Raw genomic sequence first — 21,804 nt, 5'->3', positions numbered from 1 at the left:
CCTAGGCTTGTTCCATGACCATTCCCACGCTTTCCCTCAATGACGGCCACTCGATTCCTCAGCTCGGCTACGGCGTCTTCAAGGTCGACCCGGCCGACACCGAGCGTGCGGTGTCCGAAGCGCTCGAGGTCGGCTACCGGCACATCGACACCGCCGCGATCTACGGCAACGAGGAAGGAGTCGGCGCGGCGATCGCCTCCAGCGGTGTCCCGCGCGACGAGCTGTTCGTGACGACGAAGCTCTGGAACGACCGTCACGACGGTGACGACCCGCATGCGGCGATCGCGGAGAGCCTCGACAAGCTCGGCCTGGACCGCGTCGATCTGTATCTCGTGCACTGGCCGACGCCCGCGAAGGAGAACTTCGTCAATGCGTGGGAGAAGCTGATCGAGATCCGCGAGCAGGGCCTCGCCCGCTCCATCGGCGTCTCGAATTTCCTCGTACCGCACCTCGAGCGCGTCGTCGCCTCGACCCAGGTGATCCCCGCCGTGAACCAGATCGAGCTGCACCCGGCGTACCAGCAGCGCGAGGTCACCGCGTGGGCCGCCGACAAGGGCATCCGCATCGAGTCGTGGGGCCCGCTGGGGCAGGGCAAGTACGACCTGTTCGGCACGGCGGCGGTCGCCGAGGCCGCGGCGGCGCACGGCAAGTCGCCGGCACAGGTCGTGCTGCGCTGGCATCTGCAGAAGGGCTTCATCGTCTTCCCGAAGTCGGTGCGAATCGAGCGTCTCCGCGAGAACATCGACGTGTTCGACTTCACGCTGACGGATGCCGAGATCACCGCCATCGACGGCATCGATCCGCTGGACGGGTCGGGTCGCGTCGGTACGCACCCGAACGAGTTCAACTGAGTCATCCCGCGTCACATGACGCCCCGTGTCGCCTCGTGCGTCACGGGGCGTCGTCGCGAGTACCGTCCTGACACATGACAGCTCCTTACCGCATCGTGGCCGTGTCCGGTTCGCTCCACGAGCCCAGCAAGACGACAGCTCTCGTCCGTGCGATCGCCGATGCCGTGGCCCAGCGCGCGCCCGCCGAGATCACGGTGATCGAGCTGACCGCGATCGGGCCGGCGCTCGCCGGTGCCCTGCGCCGCGACGACCTGCCGGCCGACCTCGAGGCGCAGCTCGTCGCGATCGAACAGGCCGATCTGCTCATCGTCGGGAGCCCGGTGTATCGCGCTTCGTTCACCGGGCTGTTCAAGCACCTGTTCGATTTCATCGGGCAGTACGACCTGGTCGGCAAGCCGGTGCTGCTCGCCGCGACCGGCGGAGGCGAGCGGCACGCGCTCATCATCGAGCATCAGCTGCGGCCCCTGTTCGCGTTCTTCCAATCGCTCACGCTGCCGATCGGGGTGTACGCGAGCGACACAGATTTCGATCGGTACACGATCACCTCGGAGATCCTGCAGAACCGGATCGCGCTCGCCGCGGACCGTGCGCTGCCGCTGGTGGGGTACGCGGCGACGCGTTCGGTCGAGGTGCTCGCCGGCTGACGGCCCAGGTCCTGGTTCGACCGGTGCGGCGTACCGTGGGGACATGACGAACAGGCTCGCCGATACCCTGAGTCCGTACCTGAGAGCGCACGCCGAGAACCCCGTGGCCTGGTTCCCCTGGGGGCCGGAGGCGTTCGCCGAGGCGAAGCGACGTGATGTGCCGCTGCTGATCTCGATCGGATACTCCACCTGTCACTGGTGTCACGTCATGGCGAGAGAGTCGTTCTCGGATCCGACGATCGCGGAAGTCATGAACCGCGACTTCGTGAACGTCAAGGTCGATCGCGAGGAGCATCCGGATGTGGACGGCGCGTACATGGCCGCCGCCTCCGCCTTCACGCAGAACCTGGGCTGGCCGCTGACGGTCTTCGCGACCGGTGAGGGGCACACGTTCTTCGCCGGCACGTACTGGCCTCCGGAGGCGCGCGGACAGCTGCCCGCGTTCCGCGACGTGCTCGCCGCGGTGCAGGAAGCCTGGACGCTCCGCCATGATCGGGTGGTGGAATCGGCGGACGCCGTCGCGCAGGCGCTCGCCGAAGCATCCGCCTCCGTGCCGACGGATCTTCCCGACGTCGCGGATCTGGCCGCAGCGGCGGAGTCGATCGCGGCGCAGGAGGACCGTTCATACGGCGGGTTCGGCGGCGCTCCGAAGTTCCCTGTGGCCACGACGCTGGCCTTCCTGCAGTCTCCCGTCGTGCGCGCTGCGGCGCCGGATGCCGCGGCGGCCGGTTCTCGGGCGCTGGCGGCGATGGCGGACTCCGCGTTGCGCGACGCCGACGGCGGGTTCTTCCGGTACGCGACCCAGCGGGACTGGACCGTGCCGCACTACGAGCGGATGCTGACGGACAACGCCCAGCTGCTGGACGTCGCGGTGCGGGAGGGCGCCGACCGGACAGCGCGCGGCATCGCGTCGTTCCTGCTCGACGCGCTGCGCCGCGAGGGCGGCGGTTTCGGTGCCGCGCAGGATTCGGAATCCTGGATCGACGGAGAGCGCAGCGAAGGCGGGTACTACCTGCGCGACCTCGCCGAGCGGTCGATGCTGGAGGCGCCGGCGGTCGACGGCAAGGTGATCTCAGGATGGAACGGATTGGCGATCGGCGCACTGGCACGAGCGGGCGGAGCGCTCGGGGAGCCGGCGTGGGTGGATGCTGCGGTCTCGGCCGCGTCTTTCGTGCTGTCGGCGAACCGTGCCGACGACGGCAGACTCGTGCGCCTGTCGCTGGACGGCTCGGCATCGCAGGCCGTGGCGACGGCTGCCGATCTCGGATTGCTTGCAGACGGGCTCCTCTCGCTCGCGGCCGTGACAGGCGAGGTCTCCTGGGCGGTGACGGCGCGGTCGCTGCTCGACGGCATCCTGACCGGGGGAGCGGACATCGACCCGGTGCTGACGGTGCAGGGGATCGCCGCGGCTCCGGACCAGACGGACGGCGACCTGCCGTCCGGCGTCTCAGCCATCGCCCAGGCGGCGCTGACGGCCTGGCGGCTGGGTGCGGGGGAGAGGTATCGTGCGGCGGCCGAGGATCGGGTGCGTCAGCACGGGGAGGCCGCACTGCGGCATCCGTTCGGGCACGGCAGTCTGCTGACGGTCGCTGCAGGTCTGGCGGACGCGCCGCGTCAACTGGTCGTGGTGACGTCGGATGCGAACTCCGCATTGGCGGATGCCGCGCGTGGAGCGGATGCCGATGTGATCGCCGTGGTCACGCCGGCACAGGCGCAGGCGTTCGCGGATGCCGGGTTCGAACTGTTCGAGGGGAAGCACTCGGCGACAGAGGTCGCGTACGACTGCCGTTCGTTCGTGTGCCGCCTGCCGACGGCGGATCCTGCCCGGATCCAGCGAGCGCGCTGAGCCCCGCCTTCGCCAACTCGTTCGCTGAGCGAGCGGAGCGGGTCGGAACGGAGTCATCGCCGCATGGCATCCGCCTGATGGTGCGTATCATCGGCACATGATCGAGCCGTCGGAGCAGACCCCGCTCGCCGGCGGCAACATGAACGACGTCGTCCGCATGAGCGATGAGGTTCGGCGCACGGCCGGGCCATGGACGCCGAATGTGCACGCGCTCCTCGATGCTCTCGCGCACGCCGGTATCGATGAGGTGCCGCGCGTCTTCGGCCTCACGGACGACGGACGAGAACGGCTCTCCTTCCTTCCCGGCGACGTCGCGCACTACCCGCTTCCGGAGTGGCTGTGGCGGGAAGACATATTGGCGGACGCAGGGCGGCTGCTCCGCCGCATCCATGACGCGAGCACCGATCTTGCAGGCATGACCGACGGCTGGCAGCTGCCCGCGCGGGAGCCTGTCGAGGTGGTCTGCCACAACGACTTCGCGCCCTACAACCTCGTCTTCGAGCACCAGCGGCTCGTCGGCGTGATCGACTTCGACACGGCATCCCCGGGGCCGCGGCTCTGGGATCTCGCCTACCTCGCGTACCGGCTCGTCCCCTACGTCGAGGATGCCGAGGCGCCCGCGGAGATCCTCGCGGCTGAGTCCGGTCGCCGCGAGATACTCATGTCGGCCTACGGGTCGGATGCCACGGCCGACGAGCTGTGGCTGACGATCGCCGCGCGGCTGGATGCGCTCGCCGTGCACTCCAGAGCGCGCGCGTCGATCAGGCCGGAGCTCGCGGACCACGCGGCCATGTACGACCGGGATGCCGCGCGTCTGCGCGCCAGAGCGAGGGCCTGAGCTACACCCAACCCGGCAGCCAGTTGTGCACGAGCCAGAACGTGTACGGGACGTTGATCCCCGTCCAGATCGGATAGAAGAACGCCGACACGAGGACGGCGAGCACGAGGAACACCATGACCGTCCTCTCGCCGGACTGCCGACGATGCAACGGGTCGCGCCGTCGTCCTGCCAGATCGCGCAGGGCGAGCGCGAGAGCGATCACGAGGAACGGCATCATCGCGACGGTGTAGAACTGGAAGATCGTCCGGCCCGGCGTGAGCAGCCATGGCACGTAGGTGACAGCGAGTCCGACGAGCGGGATGCCGTACTGCCACGGCATCGGCGTGCGCTGGATGAGGCCGCGGACGAATCGGTAGAGCAGATAGACCGCTGCCGCGATTCCGCCGTACCAGATGAGCGGATTGGGTACAGCGGTGATGACCGCGATGCAGTGGTCGGTTCCCCAGCAGGACTGATCGGTGCTGTCCACCCAGACCGCCGTCGGCCGCAGCAGCAACGGCCACTGCCAGGCGGGGCTCTCGTACGGATGCCCGGTCGCGAGCCCGACGTGGAATCCGTACATCGCCTGGTGGTAGTTCCACAGCGCCGTCAGCGGATTCGCGTCACTGGCGCGGTCGTACCCGGCGCTCGTCATCAACCACCCTGTCCACGACGCCAGATAGACCAGCAGAGCCGGTGGAACGAGAAGCAGGAATGTCACCGGCCCCTGGCGCACCGCGGCATCCGTCGGCCAGAACACGACTCCGGCGCGACGACGAGCGAGAGCATCCGTGACGACGAGGTAGATGCCGAGCCCGGCCAGCGCGTACAGGCCAGACCATTTGACGGCCGTCGCCGCGCCGAGGGCGAGGCCGGCCGCGACGATCCACGGGCGTCGCCAGAGCACGCGTCCCCAGAGCGGGTCGGGCGCCTCGGCAACTGGTCGTTCCACGCGGGGAATGGTCCTGCGCCGATCCAGCAGGACGAACAGGAAACCCAGCATGACGAAGAAGGTGAGGATGCCGTCGAGCAGGGCGATCCGGCTCATCACGATGCTCAGACCATCGATGGCCAGCAGCAGGCTCGCGATCGTCGCCACCGGCATGGACCTCGTCATGGCGAGCGCGATCAGATAGACCACGAGCACCGTCGCCGCCCCGAGGATCGCCGTCGTCAGCCGCCATCCGCCGCTGGAACCAGGGCCGAACAGAGCCATGCCGAGAGCGATGATCCACTTGCCCAGCGGAGGGTGGACGATGAAGCTGCCCTGTTCGCCGAGCGCGCTCGTGTCGCCGGACAGGAGCTGCTCGTTCGCGCCCTCGCCCCAGGTGCCCTCGTAGCCGAGCGTCCAGAGCGCCCAGGCATCCTTGACGTAGTACGTCTCGTCGAAGGCGAGCGTGTGCGGGCGATCGAGGTTCACCAGCCGCAGCACGGCGGCGAGCGCCGTGAGGAGCAGGGGGACGAACCAGCGCAGGAGACCCGTCCACTCCGGATCATCCAGGAACCGCGTCCGGAAGCGTCCCCACAACGTGGATCGCCGGGCCGGAGGCGGCAGCAGGGGCACGGGCGCGGTCACGGGACCAGCCTAGATCGTGCCGCCTAAGCTGAACGTGTGATCATCCTCGCCGCCACACCGATCGGCAACCTCGGAGACGCGTCGCGACGCCTGATCGAGGTGCTCGAGAACGCCGAGGTGGTCGCCGCCGAGGACACCCGTACGACCCAGCGGCTGCTGCAGGCGCTGCAGATCGCGAACCGTCCGCGGCTGATCGCCCTGCACGACCACAATGAGAAGCACAAAGCGGCCGAGCTCGTGGCGCTCGCCGCCGAGCAGGACATCGTGCTCGTCAGCGATGCGGGGATGCCGGCGGTGAGCGACCCCGGCTATGGTGTCGTCGCGGCGGCCGTCGCCGCCGGCGTGACCGTCACCGCGGTCCCCGGCCCCAGCGCCGTGCTCATGGCCCTCGCGATCTCTGGGCTGCCGACGGATCGGTTCACCTTCGAAGGCTTCCTTCCGCGCAAGCAGGGGGAGCGGCGGTCGACGCTCACCGCGCTCGCCGGCGAACCGCGCACCATGGTCTTCTTCGAGTCGCCGTCGCGGCTGGCCTCGAGCCTGGCCGACATGGACGGGGCGTTCGGCCCGGAGCGGCGCATCGCGGTCTGCCGAGAGCTGACGAAGCTGTACGAGGAGGTGCGTCGCGGCACCGCATCCGAACTCGTCGCGTGGGCCGAGCAGGGCGTCAAGGGCGAGATCGTCGTCGTCGTCGAAGGAGCCTCGCCCGTCGAGACCACCGCGGAGGACGCCGCGGCGCAGGTTGCCGCTCTGGTGTCGTCCGGCGTCCGGCTGAAGGATGCCTGCGCCGAGGTCGCCGCGGCGACCGGGCTGAGTTCGCGCGACCTGTACCAGCAGGCGCTGGCGGGCCGCTCACGCTGACCGCCCATAGGCTCGTCGTCATGACCGATGCCTCGATCTCCGCCTCCTACGACGACCGGGCCGCCGAGTACGTCGAACTGCTCGGATCGATCGAGCAGATGGATGCCGCCGACCGGCGTTCCATCGGCACCTGGCGTGATGCGACCACCGGCCGGCTCCTCGACGCCGGGTGCGGCCCGGGTCTGTGGACGCAGTTCCTGCATGCCCCCGACCGTGACGTGGTCGGTGTCGACATCGCGTCGGAATTCCTCGCCTCGGCCCGCGAACGTTTCCCGCACGTCGACTTCGTACGGGCGTCGTTGCGCGACCTTCCCTTCGAGGACGCCTCGTTCGGCGGCATCCTGGCCTGGTACTCGCTGATCCACACGCCGCCGGCCGATCTCTCCGAGATCCTGTCGGAGCTCGCGCGCGTGCTCGCGCCCGGAGGTTCTCTGCTGATCGGCTACTTCGACGGCAGCCCTCGGGAGCCGTTCGCGCACGCCATCACGACCGCGTACTTCTGGTCCGAGAGCGAGTTGACGAAGCTGCTCGCCGAGGCGCGCCTCGTCGTCGTTTCGCGGGACGAACGGGCGCGTCGTCCCGGCGAGGCGAGCAGTCGTCCGCACGGCGCGGTCATCGCACGGCGCGGCTGACGTGCGGTGTTCGAGACCCGTCGGACGTCGGTACCCTGAGTTCAGTCCGGGTGGAGGGAGCTCATGGTGACGAAGGCCGCGACGGTGTACGACGTCGCCGACCGCGCGGGCGTCTCGATCGCGACCGTCTCACGGGTGCTGCGCACGCCCGATGCTGTGCGGCCCGTCACCCGGGATCGGGTCATGGATGCGGTCTCCGCCCTCGGTTACGTTCCCAGCGGCAGCGCGCGGGGACTGGCAGAGCGCCGTACCGGCGTGCTGGGGCTGTACTTCCCCGGTTTCGATGCGGCCGAGGAGGCCCCAGCGCTCGACGTGCTCGCCGCAGGTGCTTCGACGGTGAGGCCGTTCACCGTGCTCGATGATGAGGACGGCGCGCCCGAGGAGCATCCGACGAACCTGTTCCTGGACGAGGTGCTGCGGGGCGCCGAGCTGGAGGCGTGGAAGCAGGGTTTCGTCCTCATGATCGGAGTCGGCCGTGACGATCCGCAGCGTGCGACGGTGCGCGACATGGCTGGTCGCGTCGACGGTCTCGTGGTTCTGGCCAGCAGCGTCCCGGACGAGGTCCTCGCACGTCTCGCACGCCGCATCCCCGTGGTCGTCCTGGCCGGTCCGCCGCGCGGCGATCGCTACGACCATGTCACCGTCAACAACGCCGAGGCGATGGCGGAGCTCACGCGCCTCGTGCTCGCCCAGACCGGCGGGCGTCCACCGGCCTACCTCACCGGACCCGCTGACTCGCCTGACGGAGGGCAGCGGTGGCAGGGCTTCTCTGCTGCCGTCGTTCAGGCAGGTATTCCTCTCGACGAGGTCCCCGTCCTGCAGGGCGACTTCACGCGCGCTTCTGGTCGTCGAGCGGCAGGCGAGCTGCTCGCCCGTGGCCTTCCTGCAGCGCTGATGTCCGCGAACGACCAGATGGCTCTCGGTGCGCTCGACGCTTTCAGATCAGCGGGGGTCCGTGTGCCAGAGGACCTGCTCGTCACGGGCTTCGACGGAATCGACGCCGCAGCGCTTTCCGACCCCCGGCTGACGACCGTCCGTCAGCCGATGATCGACCTCGGACGCGCTTCGGTCCAGGTGCTTGCGCGACGGCTGGAGCAACCGGACGCCGATCCGATGTTCGTGCGCCTCCCCCTGACGATCGCTCTGCGCGAGAGCTCCCACCGGAACGGCTGACCTCTCGGTCGCGACCGCACGAGAGGAGTCGGTGGGGTTGCGAAGCGCAAATGTATGCGCTTACAATTGCGGAGGCGAACGAAGCCGTATGGGTGTTCCGACAGCGGAGTGCCCTTCATGACAGAGACGACATGAGGTTCCAGAGTGGCGAAGAAGCGCAGGTTCCAGCGCTGGAGGAAGGTCGCGACGGTCGGCCTCGCAGCGGCCGCGATCGCTCTCAGCGGTTGCAGCATCCAGATCACCTCTCAGCCCGATCCTTCGATCGGCGACGATACGATGCTCATCAACGCGGACCACGGGAATCCGTTCTTCACACGGAACTTCAACCCGTACCTCACCAACACCCGCACGGCGGCCCGGTGGATCTACGAGCCCCTGATCCTCATCAACCCGCTCGATGGCGAGCGGAATCCCTGGCTGGCAACCGAGTGGTCGCAGCCGGATGCCCGGACGATCATCATGACGATCCGCGACGACGTCGAATGGAGTGACGGCGAAGACCTCACCCCTGAGGATGTCGCGTTCACGTTCCAACTGCTGAAGGACAATCCGTCGCTCGACATCAAGGGCGCCTGGCAGCATCTGGAGAGCGTCGACGTCGAGGGCGAGGACGTGGTCTTCCATCTCAAGAGCGAGGATGCCCCGTCGCTGTCGATCATCGGGCAGACCATGATCGTCCCAGAGCATCTCTGGTCCGATGTCGAAGACCCCGGTACGTGGCGCAATGAGGATCCAGTGGGAACCGGGCCGTTCGTGCTCGGCAACTACAACGATCAGCAGTACTCGATGGACAAGAATCCGGACTATTGGCAGGCGGACTCGATCGAGATCGAGCACGTCATCCTCCCGGCCACGAACTCGCAACTGGACACCGTCACCCGCGGCTACGACTGGGCATACTCCTTCATCTCCGACGTCGAGGGGACCTGGGGTGCTGCCAGTCCCGACAACACCTGGTGGTTCCCGCCCGGCGGCGTGATCTCTCTGGTGCCGAACCTGGAAGTCGCTCCCTTCGACGACGTGAACGTCCGCCGCGGCATCGCCCTCGCCCTCGATCGCGAAGAGATCGCGGAGACGGCATCCGAGGGGTATATGGAGCCGGCCGGTCAGACCGGACTCATCCTGCCGAACCAGGAACAGTACCTGGACCCCGAGATCCCGGATCAGGGCATGATCACGCAGGATCCGGATGCTGCGCTGGAGGCATTCGCCGAATCCGGCTACACGCTGCAGGGCGACCAGTTGATCGGTGCGGACGGTGCACCGCTCGAGTTCGCCCTCACGACGGCGAACGGCTACTCCGACTGGACCAGAGCGGCGCAGGCGGTGCAGCGCCAGCTCGCCGACGTCGGCGTGAAGGTCACGCTGAACCTGCCGCAGCCGGCCGGATATCAGAGCGCGATCGGCAACGGCGATTTCGAGATGGCGATCGGCGGCATGGGCAACGGAGACGTCTACCAGGCGTTCAACAGTCTGCTCTCGAGCGACTTCTACGTGCCCGCCGGTGAGACCACGTCGAACAACTTCCAGCGCTATCGCTCGGACGACGCCGACGCGTTGCTGGCCGAATACCGATCAACGGTGGACCCGGCGAGGCAGGAGGAGATCGTGCGCGAGCTGCAGAACATCGTGTACGACGAGCTGCCCGTGATCGGCCTCTACTACGGAGGCATCTGGGGACTCTTCAGCGATGCGAAGTTCACCGGCTGGCCGTCCGAGGAAGACCCCTACATGATCCCGCAGAACTACGACTCGGCGCCCCTCGGGATCTTCCCGCGGCTCGAGCGCGTGAAGGGGGAGGACCAGTGAAGTACGCATTCCAGAAACTCGGCCTCTTCGCCCTCACGCTCTGGGCGGCCGTCACGCTGAACTTCTTCCTCCCGAGGATGATGCCCGGCTCGCCGGCGGATGCCGCGATCGCCAAGCTCGCCCAGAACGGCCCGGTCTCCGAAGCCACGCGAGCGGCCATCGAAGCGCAGCTCGGCGTCCCGACGGGGTCGCTGTGGGACCAGTACGTCGCGTATCTCGGTCAGGTCGCCACCCTCGACTTCGGTGTCTCGTACACGTTCTACCCGCAGACCGTGGCCAGCATGGTCTCGACCGCGCTGCCGTACACGATCGTCCTGGTGGGTGTCGTCACCGTGCTCGCGTTCGTCATCGGCACGCTCATCGGCGTCGCCGCCGCGTGGCGCCGCGGTACGTGGCTGGATTCGCTGCCGACGCTGACGGGGTCCTTCCTCAGCACGTTCCCGTACTTCTGGACCGCGCTGCTGCTGCTGTTCTTCCTCGGCTACGTCCTGCACTGGTTCCCCACCACCGGGGCGTATTCGGCGACCACGACACCCGGGTTCACGCTCGAGTTCATCATCGATCTGATCCGTCACGCCGCGCTTCCCGCGCTGACGATCCTGCTCACCTCTCTCGGCGGCTGGATCATCGGCATGCGCAACGCGATGATCAACACCCTCGGTGAGGACTACGTCACCTTCGCCGAGGCGAACGGCCTGCGCGGTCGCACCATCGCACTGCGCTACGCCGCGCGCAATGCGATCCTGCCCAACCTCACCGGTTTCGGGCTCACGCTCGGCGGAGTGGTCGGAGGGTCGATCCTCGTCGAGCAGGTGTTCGGCTATCCCGGGATCGGCTACCTGCTGTTCAATGCCGTGATCGGACAGGACTATCCGCTCATGCAGGCGCTCTTCCTGATGATCACGGTCAGCGTGCTCATCGCCAACTTCCTCGTCGACATCCTGTACGGCGTGCTGGACCCAAGGACCCGCCGATGACCTCCACGATGAACGTCAAAGTGCCCTCCTCCCGCATCGCGGCGCCCAGCCGATGGCGCTCCCTCGGACGCATGGTCGGGACCCTCTGGGGGAACGGCAAGGCACGGATCGGGCTGTGCCTTCTCGCCCTGTTCGTCCTGGTCGCCGTCTTCGCGCCCTGGCTCGCTCCGTACGATCCGAAGGACAACGGCTTCGAGCGCAACGCGGGAGCCAGCCCGGAGCACTGGCTGGGCACCACCGCCGCCGGGGAGGACGTGCTGAGTCAGCTCATCCACGGCGCGCAGGTCAGCCTGCTGGTCGGCTTCGCCGCCGGCATCCTCTCGACGATCGTCGCCGTGCTCATCGGGCTGAGCTGGGGATACCTGCGCGGCATCGCCTCCGAGACGGTCGGCTTCTTCGTCAACCTGTTCCTCGTCATCCCCGGCCTGCCGCTCATGATCGTCATCGCCGCCTACCTCCAGAACGGCGGGATCCTCATGATCATCGCCGTGATCGTGGTCACGGGCTGGGCGTGGGGTGCGCGGGTGCTGCGCAGCCAGACCCAATCACTGCGCGGCAACGACTTCGTCGCCTCCGCGCAGTTCTCCGGCGACAGTTCGGCCCGCATCATCTTCCGCGAGATCCTTCCGAACATGACGTCGATCATCGCCGGAACGCTGTTCGGTGCGGCAACGGCTGCGATCCTCGCCGAGGCCGGACTGGAGTTCCTCGGGCTCGGCGACTCGAGCATCGTCAGCTGGGGCACGATGCTCTACTGGGCGCAGAACTCGAACTCGCTTCTCACCGGGCAATGGCTGCTGCTGTTCGCTCCTGGACTCTGCATCGCACTGCTCGCGCTGAGTCTCACACTCATCAACTTCGGCGTGGACGGCATATCCAATCCGCGCCTGCGGGAAGGGAAGGGCCGATGAACCCGACGATCGATGCGGCGACCACCGCGGACGAGCGGGAGGTCCTGCTCGAGGTCCAGGGGCTGTCCGTCGAGTACGCCTCGCCGGGTGCGACACCGGTCTCAGCCGTCGAGGACGTGTCGTTCGCGCTGCGGCGCGGCGAGTTCGTCGGGCTGGTCGGCGAGTCCGGTTCGGGCAAGTCGACGCTCGGCTTCGCCCTGACCCGTCTGCAGAAGCCGCCGGCGCGCATCAGCGGCGGTCGGATCCTGTTCGGCGGCCGCGACATCCGAGGGCTGGATGCCGAGGAGCTGCGCCGCCAGCGCCAGGGCGGCTTCGCCATGGTGCTGCAGTCGGGCATGAACGCGCTGAATCCGGTGCGCACGGTGCGAGCCCACTTCTTCGATGTCTTCGCGGCCCACGGGCACATCGCCCCGCACGATCGCGAACAGCGCGCTCGTGACCTGGTCGGGAAGGTGGGGCTCGTCCCTGAGGTCCTCGACCGGTATCCGGGCGAGCTCTCCGGAGGGATGCGCCAGCGCGCCTCGATCGCGATCGCGCTGTCCCTGGAGCCGCAGCTCATGGTGTTCGACGAGCCGACGACCGCACTGGACGTGCTCGTGCAGCACGCGGTGATGGAGACCATCCAAGAACTGCAGCGCGCCGAGCAGTTCACGGCGATCCTCATCAGCCACGACCTGGGCATCGTCCTGGAGGCGACCGACCGCGTCATGGTGATGCACGAAGGGCGCATCGTCGAGGACGCGCCCAGCCGCGACATCCTCGAGCGTCCGCAGGACGAGTACACCCGGATGCTCCTCAGCCACTACGCGGACCCGAGGGCGGAGTCGATCTCGATCCCCGGGTTCGTCGATCTGGGCACACGGCGCCGTGCGGGGACTTCGCGAGCGGACCTGACCGACACGCTGCCGACCGTCTCCGAGCGCGACGAGCGCAGGGCGGATGCCGCGATCGTGCTCGAGGGCGTCTCGAAGCGCTACCCCGCACCGCGCCGGGGACAGGAAGCGGTCACGGCCGTCGACGACGTCTCGTTCCGCTTGGAGCCGGGAGAGGCGCTCGCGCTCGTCGGCGCGTCAGGCTCGGGCAAGTCGACGATCGCGAAGCTCATCACCGGCGTCGAGAAGCCGACCGCCGGATCCGTGCGCTTCGGGGACGTCGATGTCGCGTCCCTTCGACGCGGTGGCCTGCGGGATCTGCGCAAGGACGTCCAGATGGTGTTCCAGGACCCCTACTCGGCACTGAACCCGCTCCACACCGTGGAGTACACGCTCAGCCGGCCGATCCGCAACTACACGCGCATGCGCGGCGAAGAGGCCAGGGCACGTGTTCTCGAGCTGCTCGAAACGGTCGGCCTCACGCCCGTGGAGCAGTTCGCGGCCAAACTGCCGCACCAGCTGTCCGGCGGCCAGCGCCAGCGCGTCGTCATCGCCCGCGCACTGGCGAGCGACCCGCAGGTGCTGATCGCCGACGAACCGGTGTCGATGCTCGACGTGTCGCTGCGCGCCGGCGTGCTGGCGCTGCTCGAAGACCTCCGCGAGCGCTGGGGCATCAGCATGCTCTACATCACCCACGATCTGCTGAGCGCCCGGCTGGTCACCGAGAACATCCTCGTGCTGCACGACGGCCGCGTCGTCGAGCGCGGCGAGACCGATCAGGTGCTGCAGCATCCGGAGGATCCCTACACGGTCCAGCTCCTGGATGCCGTGCCCAATCCCGCGCGCGCAGCCCGCTGAACCGAACCGAACCCGAACACCCTTGACGAGAGGAGCATCCGTGCTCACCTTCCCCGACGGCTTCCTCTGGGGCGCCGCGACAGCGGCCCACCAGGTGGAGGGGAACAACACGACCAGCAACTGGTGGACCATGGAGCACGCTCCAGGGTCGCCCATGGTGGAACCGTCGGGTGATGCCGCCGATCATTTCCACCGCTACCCGGAGGACATGCGTCTGCTTGCGGACGCGGGTCTGAACTCGTATCGGTTCTCGCTGGAGTGGGCGCGCATCGAACCGGAGCGCGGCTTCGTCTCCCGAGCGATGATCGACCACTACCGCCGCATGATCGACACGGCGCGCGACCTCGGCCTCGATCCCACCGTCACGCTGATCCACTTCACCGTGCCCCAGTGGTTCCAGCGGGACGGCTTCTGGCGCGCGCCGGATGCCGTCGACCTGTTCGGCCGCTATGTCGAGACGGTGCTGCCGATCCTCGAGGACGTGACCTACGTCTGCACGATCAACGAGCCCAACATCGCGGCCATGCTCGCCGGCGGCGAGGATGCCGCGAATCTCGTCGCCTACGGCCTTCCCAATCCCGACCTGGCCGTCGCCGACACGCTGCTCGCCGCGCATCGCCGTGCCTCGGATCTCGTGCACACGGTCCCCGGTGCACAGGCCGGGTGGACGATCGCGACGCAGGCGTTCCACTCGACCGGCGAGCCGGGCGCGGACGAGATGCTGCACGAGTACGGCCATCCGCGTGATTTCTGGTACCTGGAGCAGTCGGCCGGCGATGACTTCGTCGGGGTCCAGGCCTACACGCGCACCTTCATCGGCCCGGAGGGACCCCGTCCGGTCGCTGCGGACGTCGAGACGACGCTCACCGGGTGGGAGTTCTTCCCCGAGGCGCTGGAACTGGGCGTGCGCAGCGCGTGGGAGCTCAGCGGGGGAGTGCCGATCCTCGTGACGGAGAACGGCATCGCCACCGCGGACGACTCGCGACGCATCGCCTACACGCAGGGCGCGCTCGAGGGCCTGCACCGTGCCCTCTCGGACGGTATCGACGTGCGCGCCTATCAGCACTGGAGCGCGCTGGACAACTACGAGTGGGCCAGCGGCTACGCGCCGACGTTCGGCCTGATCGCCTTCGACAAGGAGACGTTCGAGCGTCAGCCCAAGCCCAGCCTCGGCTGGCTGGGAGAGGTCGCACGCCGCAACGGACTGTGACCCGGTGGGAGCAGAGCACCCCCGGCGTAACGCACCGGTGATCGCACCTAGAATTGACCGCATGCCCGCAGGCGAATCCTTCTACATCACGACGCCCATCTACTACCCCTCCGATGTGCCGCACATCGGTCACGGGTACACCTCAGTGGCGGTCGACACGCTCGCGCGCTGGCACCGTCAGGCCGGCGACGACACCTGGATGCTCACCGGCACCGATGAGCACGGTCAGAAGATGCTGCGGGCAGCGGCGGCCAACAACGTCACTCCGCAGGAGTGGGTGGACAAGCTCGTCACCGAGAGCTGGTTCCCGCTGCTGAAGACGCTGGACGTCGCCAACGACGACTTCATCCGCACCACGCAGGAGCGCCACGAGACCAACGTGCAGGTGTTCTTCCAGCGTCTGTACGACGCCGGTTACATCTACGCGGGCGAGTACGAGGCGCTGTACTGCGTGGGTTGCGAGGAGTTCAAGCCGGAGTCCGAGATCGTCGACGGCACAGGTCCCTTCGAGGGGCTCAAGGTGTGCGCGATCCACTCGAAGCCGCTCGAGCTGCTGCAGGAGAAGAACTACTTCTTCAAGCTCAGCGAGTTCCAGGACCGTCTGCTCGAGCTGTACAAGACCGAGCCCGATTTCGTGCGCCCGCACTCCGCGCGCAACGAGGTCGTCTCTTTCGTCAGCCAGGGGTTGAAGGACCTCTCGATCTCGCGGTCGACGTTCGACTGGGGCATCCCGCTGCCGTGGGACTCCTCGCACGTCATCTACGTGTGGGTCGACGCGCTGCTGAACTACGCCACCGCCGTCGGCTACGGCGCGGATGATGCGCAGTTCGAGCGCCGCTGGCCGGCGTACCACGTGGTCGGCAAGGACATCCTGCGCTTCCACGCCGTCATCTGGCCTGCGCTGCTGATGGCGGCGGGCCTCGAGGTGCCCAAGGGCGTCTTCGCGCATGGCTGGCTGCTCGTCGGCGGTGAGAAGATGTCGAAGTCGAAGCTCACCGGCATCGCGCCGACCGAGATCACCGACGTCTTCGGCTCTGACGCGTACCGGTTCTACTTCCTTTCGGCGATCGCCTTCGGTCAGGACGGCTCGTTCAGCTGGGAGGACCTATCCGCCCGCTACCAGGCCGAACTCGCGAACGGCTTCGGCAACCTCGCCTCCCGCACGGTCGCGATGATCGAGCGCTACTTCGAGGGGATCGTGCCGCCAGCCGGCGAGTACTCCGAGGCGGATCTCGCGATCCAGAAGATCGTCGCGGATGCCGCGTCCGAGGCGGATGCCGCGGTGGAGCAGTTCCGGATCGACGAGGCCATCACCCGGATCTGGACGATCGTCGACGCACTGAACGGCTACATCACCGAGAACGAGCCGTGGGCGCTGGCCCGCGACGAGGAGCAGCGTTCCCGCCTCGGCACCGTGCTGTACACGTGCGCCGAGGGCCTGCGGGCGCTCGCCGTGCTGCTCTCGCCGGTCATGCCGCAGGCGACCGAGAAGCTGTGGATCTCGCTGGGCGCCGCTGAGAGCATCGGGCGCCTGCAGGACCAGCCGATCCGCGAGGCCGGCGCCTGGGGCATCCTGAAGCCGGGCACCAACGTCAACGGACTGGCACCGCTGTTCCCGCGAGTGGAGTCGCAGGCCTGACGCCATCTGCTCGTCGAGGAACGAGCGCAGCGAGGAGCCGAAACGCATGAGCGAGCCTGAAACCTACGTCCGCGAGCGCTCGACGAGCGGTCGCAAGGATCTGCGGTATCCGGCGGCGCCGGAGCCGCTGACCGTTCCGGTGTGCGACAACCACGCGCACCTGGAGATCGCGGACGGCGACGAGCAGCTCAGCCTCACGGAGCAGCTCGACCGTGCCCAGGCCGTCGGCATCGCCGGCGTGGTGCAGGCGTCGGGAGACATCGAATCGTCTCGCTGGGCTGTGGCGGCGGCGGAGCAGGACCAGCGCGTCCTCGCCGCCGTCGCGATCCACCCGAACGATGCGCCGATCTACGCCGACGCCGGGCGGCTCGACGAGGCGATCGCCGTGATCGACGAGCTCGCCGCGCACCCGCGCACCCGGGCGATCGGCGAGACTGGTCTCGACTTCTTCCGCACCGACGAGCCGGGCAGACCCGCCCAGTTCGCGAGCTTCGAGGCGCACATCGCGCTGGCGAAGAAGCACGGCATCGCGATGCAGATCCACGATCGCGATGCGCACGACGCGGTCCTCGACACCTTGACCCGCGTCGGTGCACCGGAGAGGACGGTGTTCCACTGCTTCTCCGGTGGCGACGCGATGGCGCGCATCGCCGCGGATGCCGGGTACTACCTCTCCTTCGCCGGCAACCTGACCTTCAAGAACGCCCAGAACCTGCGAGACGCGCTGAAGGTCACTCCGCTGGATCGGATTCTGGTGGAGACCGATGCGCCGTTCCTCACCCCTGTGCCGCTGCGAGGACGACCCAACGCGCCGTATCTCGTGCCGATCACCGTGCGCTTCATGGCTGCCGAACTCGGCCTCGACGTCGATGAGCTCAGCACGCAGCTGGCCGCGAACACACTCGCGGTGTACGGCTCGTTCGCCGAATGAGGATCAGCCCACAGGGTCGGGCTCCGGGTCGCTCACGGGCTTCGCGCTCACGATGTGCGAAATCGGCTTCCACACCAGCAGCAGCGTGATCGCCGCTCCCACGAAGGCGAACCACCACGGCGCCGCGAGGCCCCAGAACTGGGCGATCACGCCGCCGAGCGCCTGACCGAGCACCATCCCGCCGAACACCCCCACCATGTTCACGGACGCGATCCGGCCCTGCAGTTCGGTGGGAACGAGCCGTTGCCGGACGGTCGTCGAGATCGTGCCCCAGATGAAGGCGTAGAAGCCGAACCCGACCATGATCACCAGCGCCACCCACCCGGTCGTGGTCAGGGCGAACGCGAGATGCATGAGCACCTCCAGTGACAGGCAGACCCGCATGAGGGTCGCGAACGAGACGCGCTTCTCCAGCCATCCGAAGCTCGCCGTGGCGAGCAGTCCTCCGGCGGCGGATGCCGTGGTCAGCGCCCCGTAGCCCACAGCGCCCATGTTCAGGTGCTCGGTCGCGTACAGCACGAGGACGCCCCAGGGTGCAGCCCAGGTGACGTTGAACACCAGGATGATCAGCACGAGCGTGCGCACCGGCGGGTTGCGCCACAGCCACCGCAGACCCTGCGCGATATCGGTGTGCACCGGCGCGTGCTCCTCGCGCGGCGGCACCGGCGTCCTGGTCATCCGTGAGACGAGCACGATCGCCAGCGTCACGCACAGCACCTCGACGAGGAACGGCCAGGCGCTTCCCGCTGCGAACAGGAAGGCGCCGAGCGGCGGTCCGGCGAACTGGTTCGCGACGAGGTAGCCGGCCTGCAGCCGGGCGTTGCCGATGCCGAGATCCGCAGGCTTCACGATCATGGGCAGCAGCGTGCTGCCCGCCGTGTCGACGAAGACCTCGGCGGTGCCGTACAGGAAGGCGACGGCGAGCACGATCCAGATGTTCGCGGTGCCGGTGATCAGGAACACGCACAGCGCCGCGAGCACGATCGCGCGCGCCGCGTTCGCGAACATCACCAGACGGCGTCGGTCGAACCGATCGGCGATGGCGCCGGCGTGCAGGCCGAACACCAACCACGGCAGGAACTGCAGGATCGCGCCCGACGCGACCAGGATCGGCGACGAGGTCATCGACGCGATCAGCAGCGGAGCGGCCGCGAGCGCGACCCCGTCGCCGACGTTGCTCGTCCACGAGGACGCCAGCAGCCAGCGGAAGTCCCTGCCCATCCGTCGTGGCGCGATCAGATCACCGAGGCTGGGCATCCGTACAGCGTATCCCGGTAGGGGAGAATGGGAGGATGACCGTCACTCTGCTCGGCGCGACCGAGATCCGCAGGCTTGCCGCAGACCTCGACGTGACCCCCACGAAGAAGCTCGGGCAGAACTTCGTCGTCGATGCCAACACCGTCCGCAAGATCGTGCAGGCCGGTGGCGTCGAGGCGGGGGAGCGCGTCGTGGAGGTCGGCCCTGGGCTGGGCTCGCTCACCCTGGCGATCCTCGAGACGGGCGCGACGGTCACCGCCGTCGAGATCGATCACCGCCTGGCAGCGCGTCTGCCGCAGACTGCCGCAGACCACGGTGTTTCCGCCGATGCGCTGACGGTTGTCGACGCCGATGCGCTGCGGATCACCGAGCTCCCAGGCGACCCGACGGTGCTGATCGCCAACCTGCCGTACAACGTGTCGGTGCCGGTGCTGCTGCACTTCATGGAGACGTTCCCGAACCTTCAGCGCGGTGTCGTGATGGTCCAGGCCGAGGTCGGCGAGCGGCTCGCCGCACCGCCGGGGAGCAAGGCCTACGGCACACCGAGTGTGAAAGCGGCCTGGTACGGGCCGTGGCGGCTCGCCGGCACGATCTCGCGGCAGGTGTTCTGGCCGGTTCCGAACGTCGACAGCGTGCTGGTCGCGTTCCAGCGCGCGGCCGAAGTCCGCGGCGACGACGACCTCCGCCGTGCGACATTCCGGATCGTCGATGCGGCGTTCCAGCAGCGCCGCAAGATGCTGCGGCAGGCGCTCGCCGGTGTCTTCGGGTCATCCGCGGAGGCGACCGCCGTGCTCGAAAGCGCGGGTGTCGCGCCCACCGCCCGCGGCGAGCAGCTGATCATCGACGACTTCGTGAGGATCGCGCAGGCTCAGGCGGCTAGCCTGGAGTCGTGACCGAGAACCCGCGCTTCCGCCCTGACGTCCCCGAGCTGCACCGCCCGTATGCGGCGGATGCCGGCCGATACGGCCGCTTCGACTATCGCCAGGTGGGATCTTCCGGGCTGTACCTGCCTCCGATCTCACTCGGCCTGTGGTGGAACTTCGGCGACAACATCCCGCTCGACAACCAGCGCACGCTGCTGCGTCACGCGTTCGATCTGGGCATCACGCACTTCGATCTCGCGAACAACTACGGCCCGCCGTACGGCTCGGCGGAGAAGAACTTCGGACGCATCCTCGCCGAGGATCTGCGTCCGTACCGCGATGAGCTGATCATCTCGTCGAAGGCGGGCTGGGACATGTGGCCGGGGCCGTACGGCGACCTCGCCAGCCGGAAGTACATCCTGGCCAGCGCGGAGCAATCCCTGACGCGCATGGGTCTGGACTACGTCGACATCTTCTACTCGCACCGCGCCGACCCCGTGACCCCGATCGAGGAGACCATCGGGGCGCTGGACACGCTGGTCCGCCAGGGCAAGGCGCTCTACATCGGGATCTCGTCGTACAGCGCCGAGCGCACTGAGAGGGCCGTGGCCGTCGCCCGCGAACTCGGCACTCCGCTGGTGATCCACCAGCCCTCGTACTCGATCCTGAACCGCTGGGTCGAGGACGGCCTGACCGAGACGCTGCGCACGGAGGGAGTCGGCGCTATCGCTTTCACGCCGCTCGCTCAAGGACTGCTCACCGACAAGTACCTCGCCGGCGGCACCGCGGATCGTGCGCAGAAGCGTCGATCGCTTCCGGACAGGCCGCTCAGCGATGAGGGGCTGTCGATCCTGCGTTCTCTCAACGACATCGCCGTCGAGCGCGGACAGTCGCTCGCCCAGATGGCGCTGCAGTGGACGCTGCGCGATCCGGTGGTCGCCTCCGCGCTGATCGGGGCATCGCGGCCCGCGCAACTCGACGAGAACGTCGCGGCCCTGGACGGGCCGGACTTCACCGCGGATCACCTCGCCCGCATCGATGAGCTCTCCCACGGCATCGACGTCGACCTGTGGGCGAAGTCCTCCACGCTCTGAGCTGACCGAGCCACGCCGAGAGGATCCAGAGATGACCCTGTTGCCCTTTCCGGATGCCGTGCACGTACGGGCACCGGGCAAGATCAACGTGTACCTCGGTGTCGGCGATCGGCACGACGACGGCTATCACGCGCTTGCCACGGTCTTCCAGGCGGTCTCGCTGTACGAAGACGTGATCGCGCGTCCGTCCGACCAGTTCTCGATCGTGGTCAAGGGCGCAGCGGACCCGGCATCCGTGCCGTTGGACGATCGCAATCTCGCGATGCGAGCGGCCAAGCTGCTCGCCTCTGCGACGGGGCACGATGGCGGTGTGGCGCTGGAGCTGCGCAAGAGCGTTCCGGTCGCCGGCGGCATGGGCGGAGGGTCGGCGGATGCTGCGGCAGCGCTGCTGGCCTGCGATGCGCTCTGGGGGACGGGCCTGTCACCCGCGCGTCTGCATGAGCTGGCGTCCCGGCTCGGCGCCGACGTGCCGTTCGCGCTCCACGGCGGGACGGCAGTCGGCACCGGGCGGGGAGATCAGCTCAATCCGGCGTTGGCCCGTGGCCGCTTCGACTGGGTGCTCGTGACCAGCGACGATGGACTGTCCACCCCGGTGGTCTACCAGCGGCTCGATGAGCAGCGCTCTCGTGGCGAGGCGCTGGCCGACGATCCGCCGCAGTCCCTCGACGTGCCGATTCCCGTGCTTCAGGCGCTGCGCGCCGGTGACCCGCATTCGCTGGCGGCCGCCATGCACAACGATCTCGAGGCGGCCGCACTCGAGGAGCGCCCTGCGCTCGAGGAGATCATCCGCGAGGGCCTGCATGCCGGCGCGCTCAGCGGCATCGTCTCCGGCTCGGGCCCGACGATCGCGTTCCTGTGCGATGCACCCGAGTCCGCACGCTACGTGCAGGACGAGCTCGAGGCGCAGGGGCGGGAGGCTCTGCACGTGCACGGTCCGGTCAGCGGAGCGCGCATCCTGTCGGCCTGACAGGCGAGCGGGGGTC

At 68.2% G+C, this 21,804-nt stretch carries 19 protein-coding genes; 17 read left to right on the top strand and 2 right to left on the bottom strand.

The features are described from left to right. Nucleotides 1–14 precede the first annotated feature (14 nt). From ACI7YT_RS13340 to ACI7YT_RS13325, 4 genes are all read left to right on the top strand, one after another. Nucleotides 15–851: an aldo/keto reductase gene (locus tag ACI7YT_RS13340; protein ID WP_406246018.1), complete on the top strand. Its 837-nt coding sequence runs from the start codon at nucleotides 15–17 to the stop codon at nucleotides 849–851. Nucleotides 852–925: 74 nt separating this feature from the next. Then, the gene (gene msuE / locus ACI7YT_RS13335) at nucleotides 926–1,495 is read left to right on the top strand and encodes an FMN reductase (RefSeq protein ID WP_406246017.1); all 570 of its coding nucleotides are present in this window, start codon (nucleotides 926–928) and stop codon (nucleotides 1,493–1,495) included. Nucleotides 1,496–1,538: 43 nt separating this feature from the next. Beyond that, the gene (locus ACI7YT_RS13330) at nucleotides 1,539–3,341 is read left to right on the top strand and encodes a thioredoxin domain-containing protein (RefSeq protein ID WP_406246016.1); all 1,803 of its coding nucleotides are present in this window, start codon (nucleotides 1,539–1,541) and stop codon (nucleotides 3,339–3,341) included. A 97-nt stretch (nucleotides 3,342–3,438) separates the two neighbouring features. Beyond that, nucleotides 3,439–4,179, top strand: a complete 741-nt coding sequence (locus ACI7YT_RS13325; RefSeq protein ID WP_406246015.1) for an aminoglycoside phosphotransferase family protein — start codon at nucleotides 3,439–3,441, stop codon at nucleotides 4,177–4,179. Nucleotide 4,180: 1 nt separating this feature from the next. Here ACI7YT_RS13325 and ACI7YT_RS13320 read toward each other — a convergent pair whose 3' ends face one another. Continuing rightward, nucleotides 4,181–5,737, bottom strand: coding sequence for a dolichyl-phosphate-mannose--protein mannosyltransferase (locus ACI7YT_RS13320; RefSeq protein ID WP_406246014.1), 1,557 nt, complete (start codon nucleotides 5,735–5,737; stop codon nucleotides 4,181–4,183). Nucleotides 5,738–5,773: 36 nt separating this feature from the next. Here ACI7YT_RS13320 and rsmI point away from each other — a divergent pair, with 36 nt between their 5' ends. From rsmI to ACI7YT_RS13270, 10 genes are all read left to right on the top strand, one after another. Further along, a complete protein-coding gene (gene rsmI, locus ACI7YT_RS13315) occupies nucleotides 5,774–6,595 on the top strand; it encodes a 16S rRNA (cytidine(1402)-2'-O)-methyltransferase (RefSeq protein WP_406246013.1) in 822 nt (273 codons plus the stop codon). A gap of 20 nt (nucleotides 6,596–6,615) precedes the next feature. Next, on the top strand, nucleotides 6,616–7,227 hold the full coding sequence (locus tag ACI7YT_RS13310; RefSeq protein ID WP_406246012.1) for a class I SAM-dependent methyltransferase: 612 nt from the start codon (nucleotides 6,616–6,618) through the stop codon (nucleotides 7,225–7,227). A 63-nt stretch (nucleotides 7,228–7,290) separates the two neighbouring features. Continuing rightward, nucleotides 7,291–8,400, top strand: a complete 1,110-nt coding sequence (locus ACI7YT_RS13305) for a LacI family DNA-binding transcriptional regulator (RefSeq protein WP_406246011.1) — start codon at nucleotides 7,291–7,293, stop codon at nucleotides 8,398–8,400. A gap of 144 nt (nucleotides 8,401–8,544) precedes the next feature. Beyond that, nucleotides 8,545–10,209 (top strand): ABC transporter substrate-binding protein, encoded by a 1,665-nt coding sequence (locus ACI7YT_RS13300; protein WP_406246010.1) that lies wholly within the window; start codon nucleotides 8,545–8,547, stop codon nucleotides 10,207–10,209. After that, a complete protein-coding gene (locus tag ACI7YT_RS13295) occupies nucleotides 10,206–11,186 on the top strand; it encodes an ABC transporter permease (protein WP_406246009.1) in 981 nt (326 codons plus the stop codon). The genes ACI7YT_RS13300 and ACI7YT_RS13295 overlap by 4 nt, the downstream gene beginning before the upstream one ends. Beyond that, nucleotides 11,183–12,097 (top strand): ABC transporter permease, encoded by a 915-nt coding sequence (locus tag ACI7YT_RS13290; RefSeq protein ID WP_406246008.1) that lies wholly within the window; start codon nucleotides 11,183–11,185, stop codon nucleotides 12,095–12,097. The genes ACI7YT_RS13295 and ACI7YT_RS13290 overlap by 4 nt, the downstream gene beginning before the upstream one ends. Continuing rightward, entirely contained in the window at nucleotides 12,094–13,827 is a 1,734-nt protein-coding gene (locus ACI7YT_RS13285) for an ABC transporter ATP-binding protein (protein WP_406246007.1), read from the top strand. Before ACI7YT_RS13290 ends, ACI7YT_RS13285 begins: the two co-directional genes overlap by 4 nt. Nucleotides 13,828–13,867: 40 nt before the next feature. Beyond that, nucleotides 13,868–15,037 carry a glycoside hydrolase family 1 protein gene (locus tag ACI7YT_RS13280; protein WP_406246006.1) on the top strand — a complete coding sequence of 390 codons (1,170 nt, stop codon included), beginning with the start codon at nucleotides 13,868–13,870 and terminating at the stop codon, nucleotides 15,035–15,037. 61 nt (nucleotides 15,038–15,098) lie between these two features. Next, entirely contained in the window at nucleotides 15,099–16,676 is a 1,578-nt protein-coding gene (gene metG / locus ACI7YT_RS13275; protein WP_406246005.1) for a methionine--tRNA ligase, read from the top strand. Nucleotides 16,677–16,722: 46 nt separating this feature from the next. Next, nucleotides 16,723–17,607, top strand: a complete 885-nt coding sequence (locus ACI7YT_RS13270; RefSeq protein ID WP_406246004.1) for a TatD family hydrolase — start codon at nucleotides 16,723–16,725, stop codon at nucleotides 17,605–17,607. Nucleotides 17,608–17,610: 3 nt separating this feature from the next. On the opposite strand, the gene ACI7YT_RS13265 is transcribed toward ACI7YT_RS13270, so the two are convergent. Further along, nucleotides 17,611–18,864 (bottom strand): MFS transporter, encoded by a 1,254-nt coding sequence (locus ACI7YT_RS13265; RefSeq protein WP_406246003.1) that lies wholly within the window; start codon nucleotides 18,862–18,864, stop codon nucleotides 17,611–17,613. Nucleotides 18,865–18,899: 35 nt separating this feature from the next. Between ACI7YT_RS13265 and rsmA the strand changes: the two genes are divergently transcribed. Genes rsmA through ACI7YT_RS13250 form a run of 3 tightly spaced genes read left to right on the top strand, consistent with a single transcriptional unit; the run spans nucleotide 18,900 to nucleotide 21,788 of the window. After that, on the top strand, nucleotides 18,900–19,757 hold the full coding sequence (rsmA, locus tag ACI7YT_RS13260) for a 16S rRNA (adenine(1518)-N(6)/adenine(1519)-N(6))-dimethyltransferase RsmA (protein WP_406246002.1): 858 nt from the start codon (nucleotides 18,900–18,902) through the stop codon (nucleotides 19,755–19,757). Beyond that, nucleotides 19,754–20,821 (top strand): L-glyceraldehyde 3-phosphate reductase, encoded by a 1,068-nt coding sequence (mgrA, locus tag ACI7YT_RS13255; RefSeq protein ID WP_406246001.1) that lies wholly within the window; start codon nucleotides 19,754–19,756, stop codon nucleotides 20,819–20,821. Before rsmA ends, mgrA begins: the two co-directional genes overlap by 4 nt. A gap of 31 nt (nucleotides 20,822–20,852) precedes the next feature. Continuing rightward, nucleotides 20,853–21,788 (top strand): 4-(cytidine 5'-diphospho)-2-C-methyl-D-erythritol kinase, encoded by a 936-nt coding sequence (locus ACI7YT_RS13250; protein WP_406246000.1) that lies wholly within the window; start codon nucleotides 20,853–20,855, stop codon nucleotides 21,786–21,788. The last annotated feature ends 16 nt before the right edge of the window (nucleotides 21,789–21,804 follow it).

It is taken from the genome of Microbacterium sp. M (assembly GCF_045181065.1).
Taxonomy (GTDB): Bacteria; Actinomycetota; Actinomycetes; order Actinomycetales; family Microbacteriaceae; genus Microbacterium.
This window is presented reverse-complemented; position numbering and strand designations above follow the sequence as displayed.

Bases quoted from the DNA above. Each gene is read 5' to 3' on its own strand.
- metG (WP_406246005.1), top strand. From the start codon at position 15,099: ATGCCCGCAGGCGAATCCTTCTACATCACGACGCCCATCTACTACCCC.
- rsmA (WP_406246002.1), top strand. From the start codon at position 18,900: ATGACCGTCACTCTGCTCGGCGCGACCGAGATCCGCAGGCTTGCCGCA.
- ACI7YT_RS13305 (WP_406246011.1), top strand. From the start codon at position 7,291: ATGGTGACGAAGGCCGCGACGGTGTACGACGTCGCCGACCGCGCGGGC.
- ACI7YT_RS13325 (WP_406246015.1), top strand. From the start codon at position 3,439: ATGATCGAGCCGTCGGAGCAGACCCCGCTCGCCGGCGGCAACATGAAC.
- ACI7YT_RS13310 (WP_406246012.1), top strand. From the start codon at position 6,616: ATGACCGATGCCTCGATCTCCGCCTCCTACGACGACCGGGCCGCCGAG.
- ACI7YT_RS13285 (WP_406246007.1), top strand. From the start codon at position 12,094: ATGAACCCGACGATCGATGCGGCGACCACCGCGGACGAGCGGGAGGTC.
- ACI7YT_RS13290 (WP_406246008.1), top strand. From the start codon at position 11,183: ATGACCTCCACGATGAACGTCAAAGTGCCCTCCTCCCGCATCGCGGCG.
- msuE (WP_406246017.1), top strand. From the start codon at position 926: ATGACAGCTCCTTACCGCATCGTGGCCGTGTCCGGTTCGCTCCACGAG.
- ACI7YT_RS13270 (WP_406246004.1), top strand. From the start codon at position 16,723: ATGAGCGAGCCTGAAACCTACGTCCGCGAGCGCTCGACGAGCGGTCGC.
- ACI7YT_RS13340 (WP_406246018.1), top strand. From the start codon at position 15: ATGACCATTCCCACGCTTTCCCTCAATGACGGCCACTCGATTCCTCAG.
- ACI7YT_RS13250 (WP_406246000.1), top strand. From the start codon at position 20,853: ATGACCCTGTTGCCCTTTCCGGATGCCGTGCACGTACGGGCACCGGGC.
- ACI7YT_RS13265 (WP_406246003.1), bottom strand. From the start codon at position 18,864: ATGCCCAGCCTCGGTGATCTGATCGCGCCACGACGGATGGGCAGGGAC.
- ACI7YT_RS13330 (WP_406246016.1), top strand. From the start codon at position 1,539: ATGACGAACAGGCTCGCCGATACCCTGAGTCCGTACCTGAGAGCGCAC.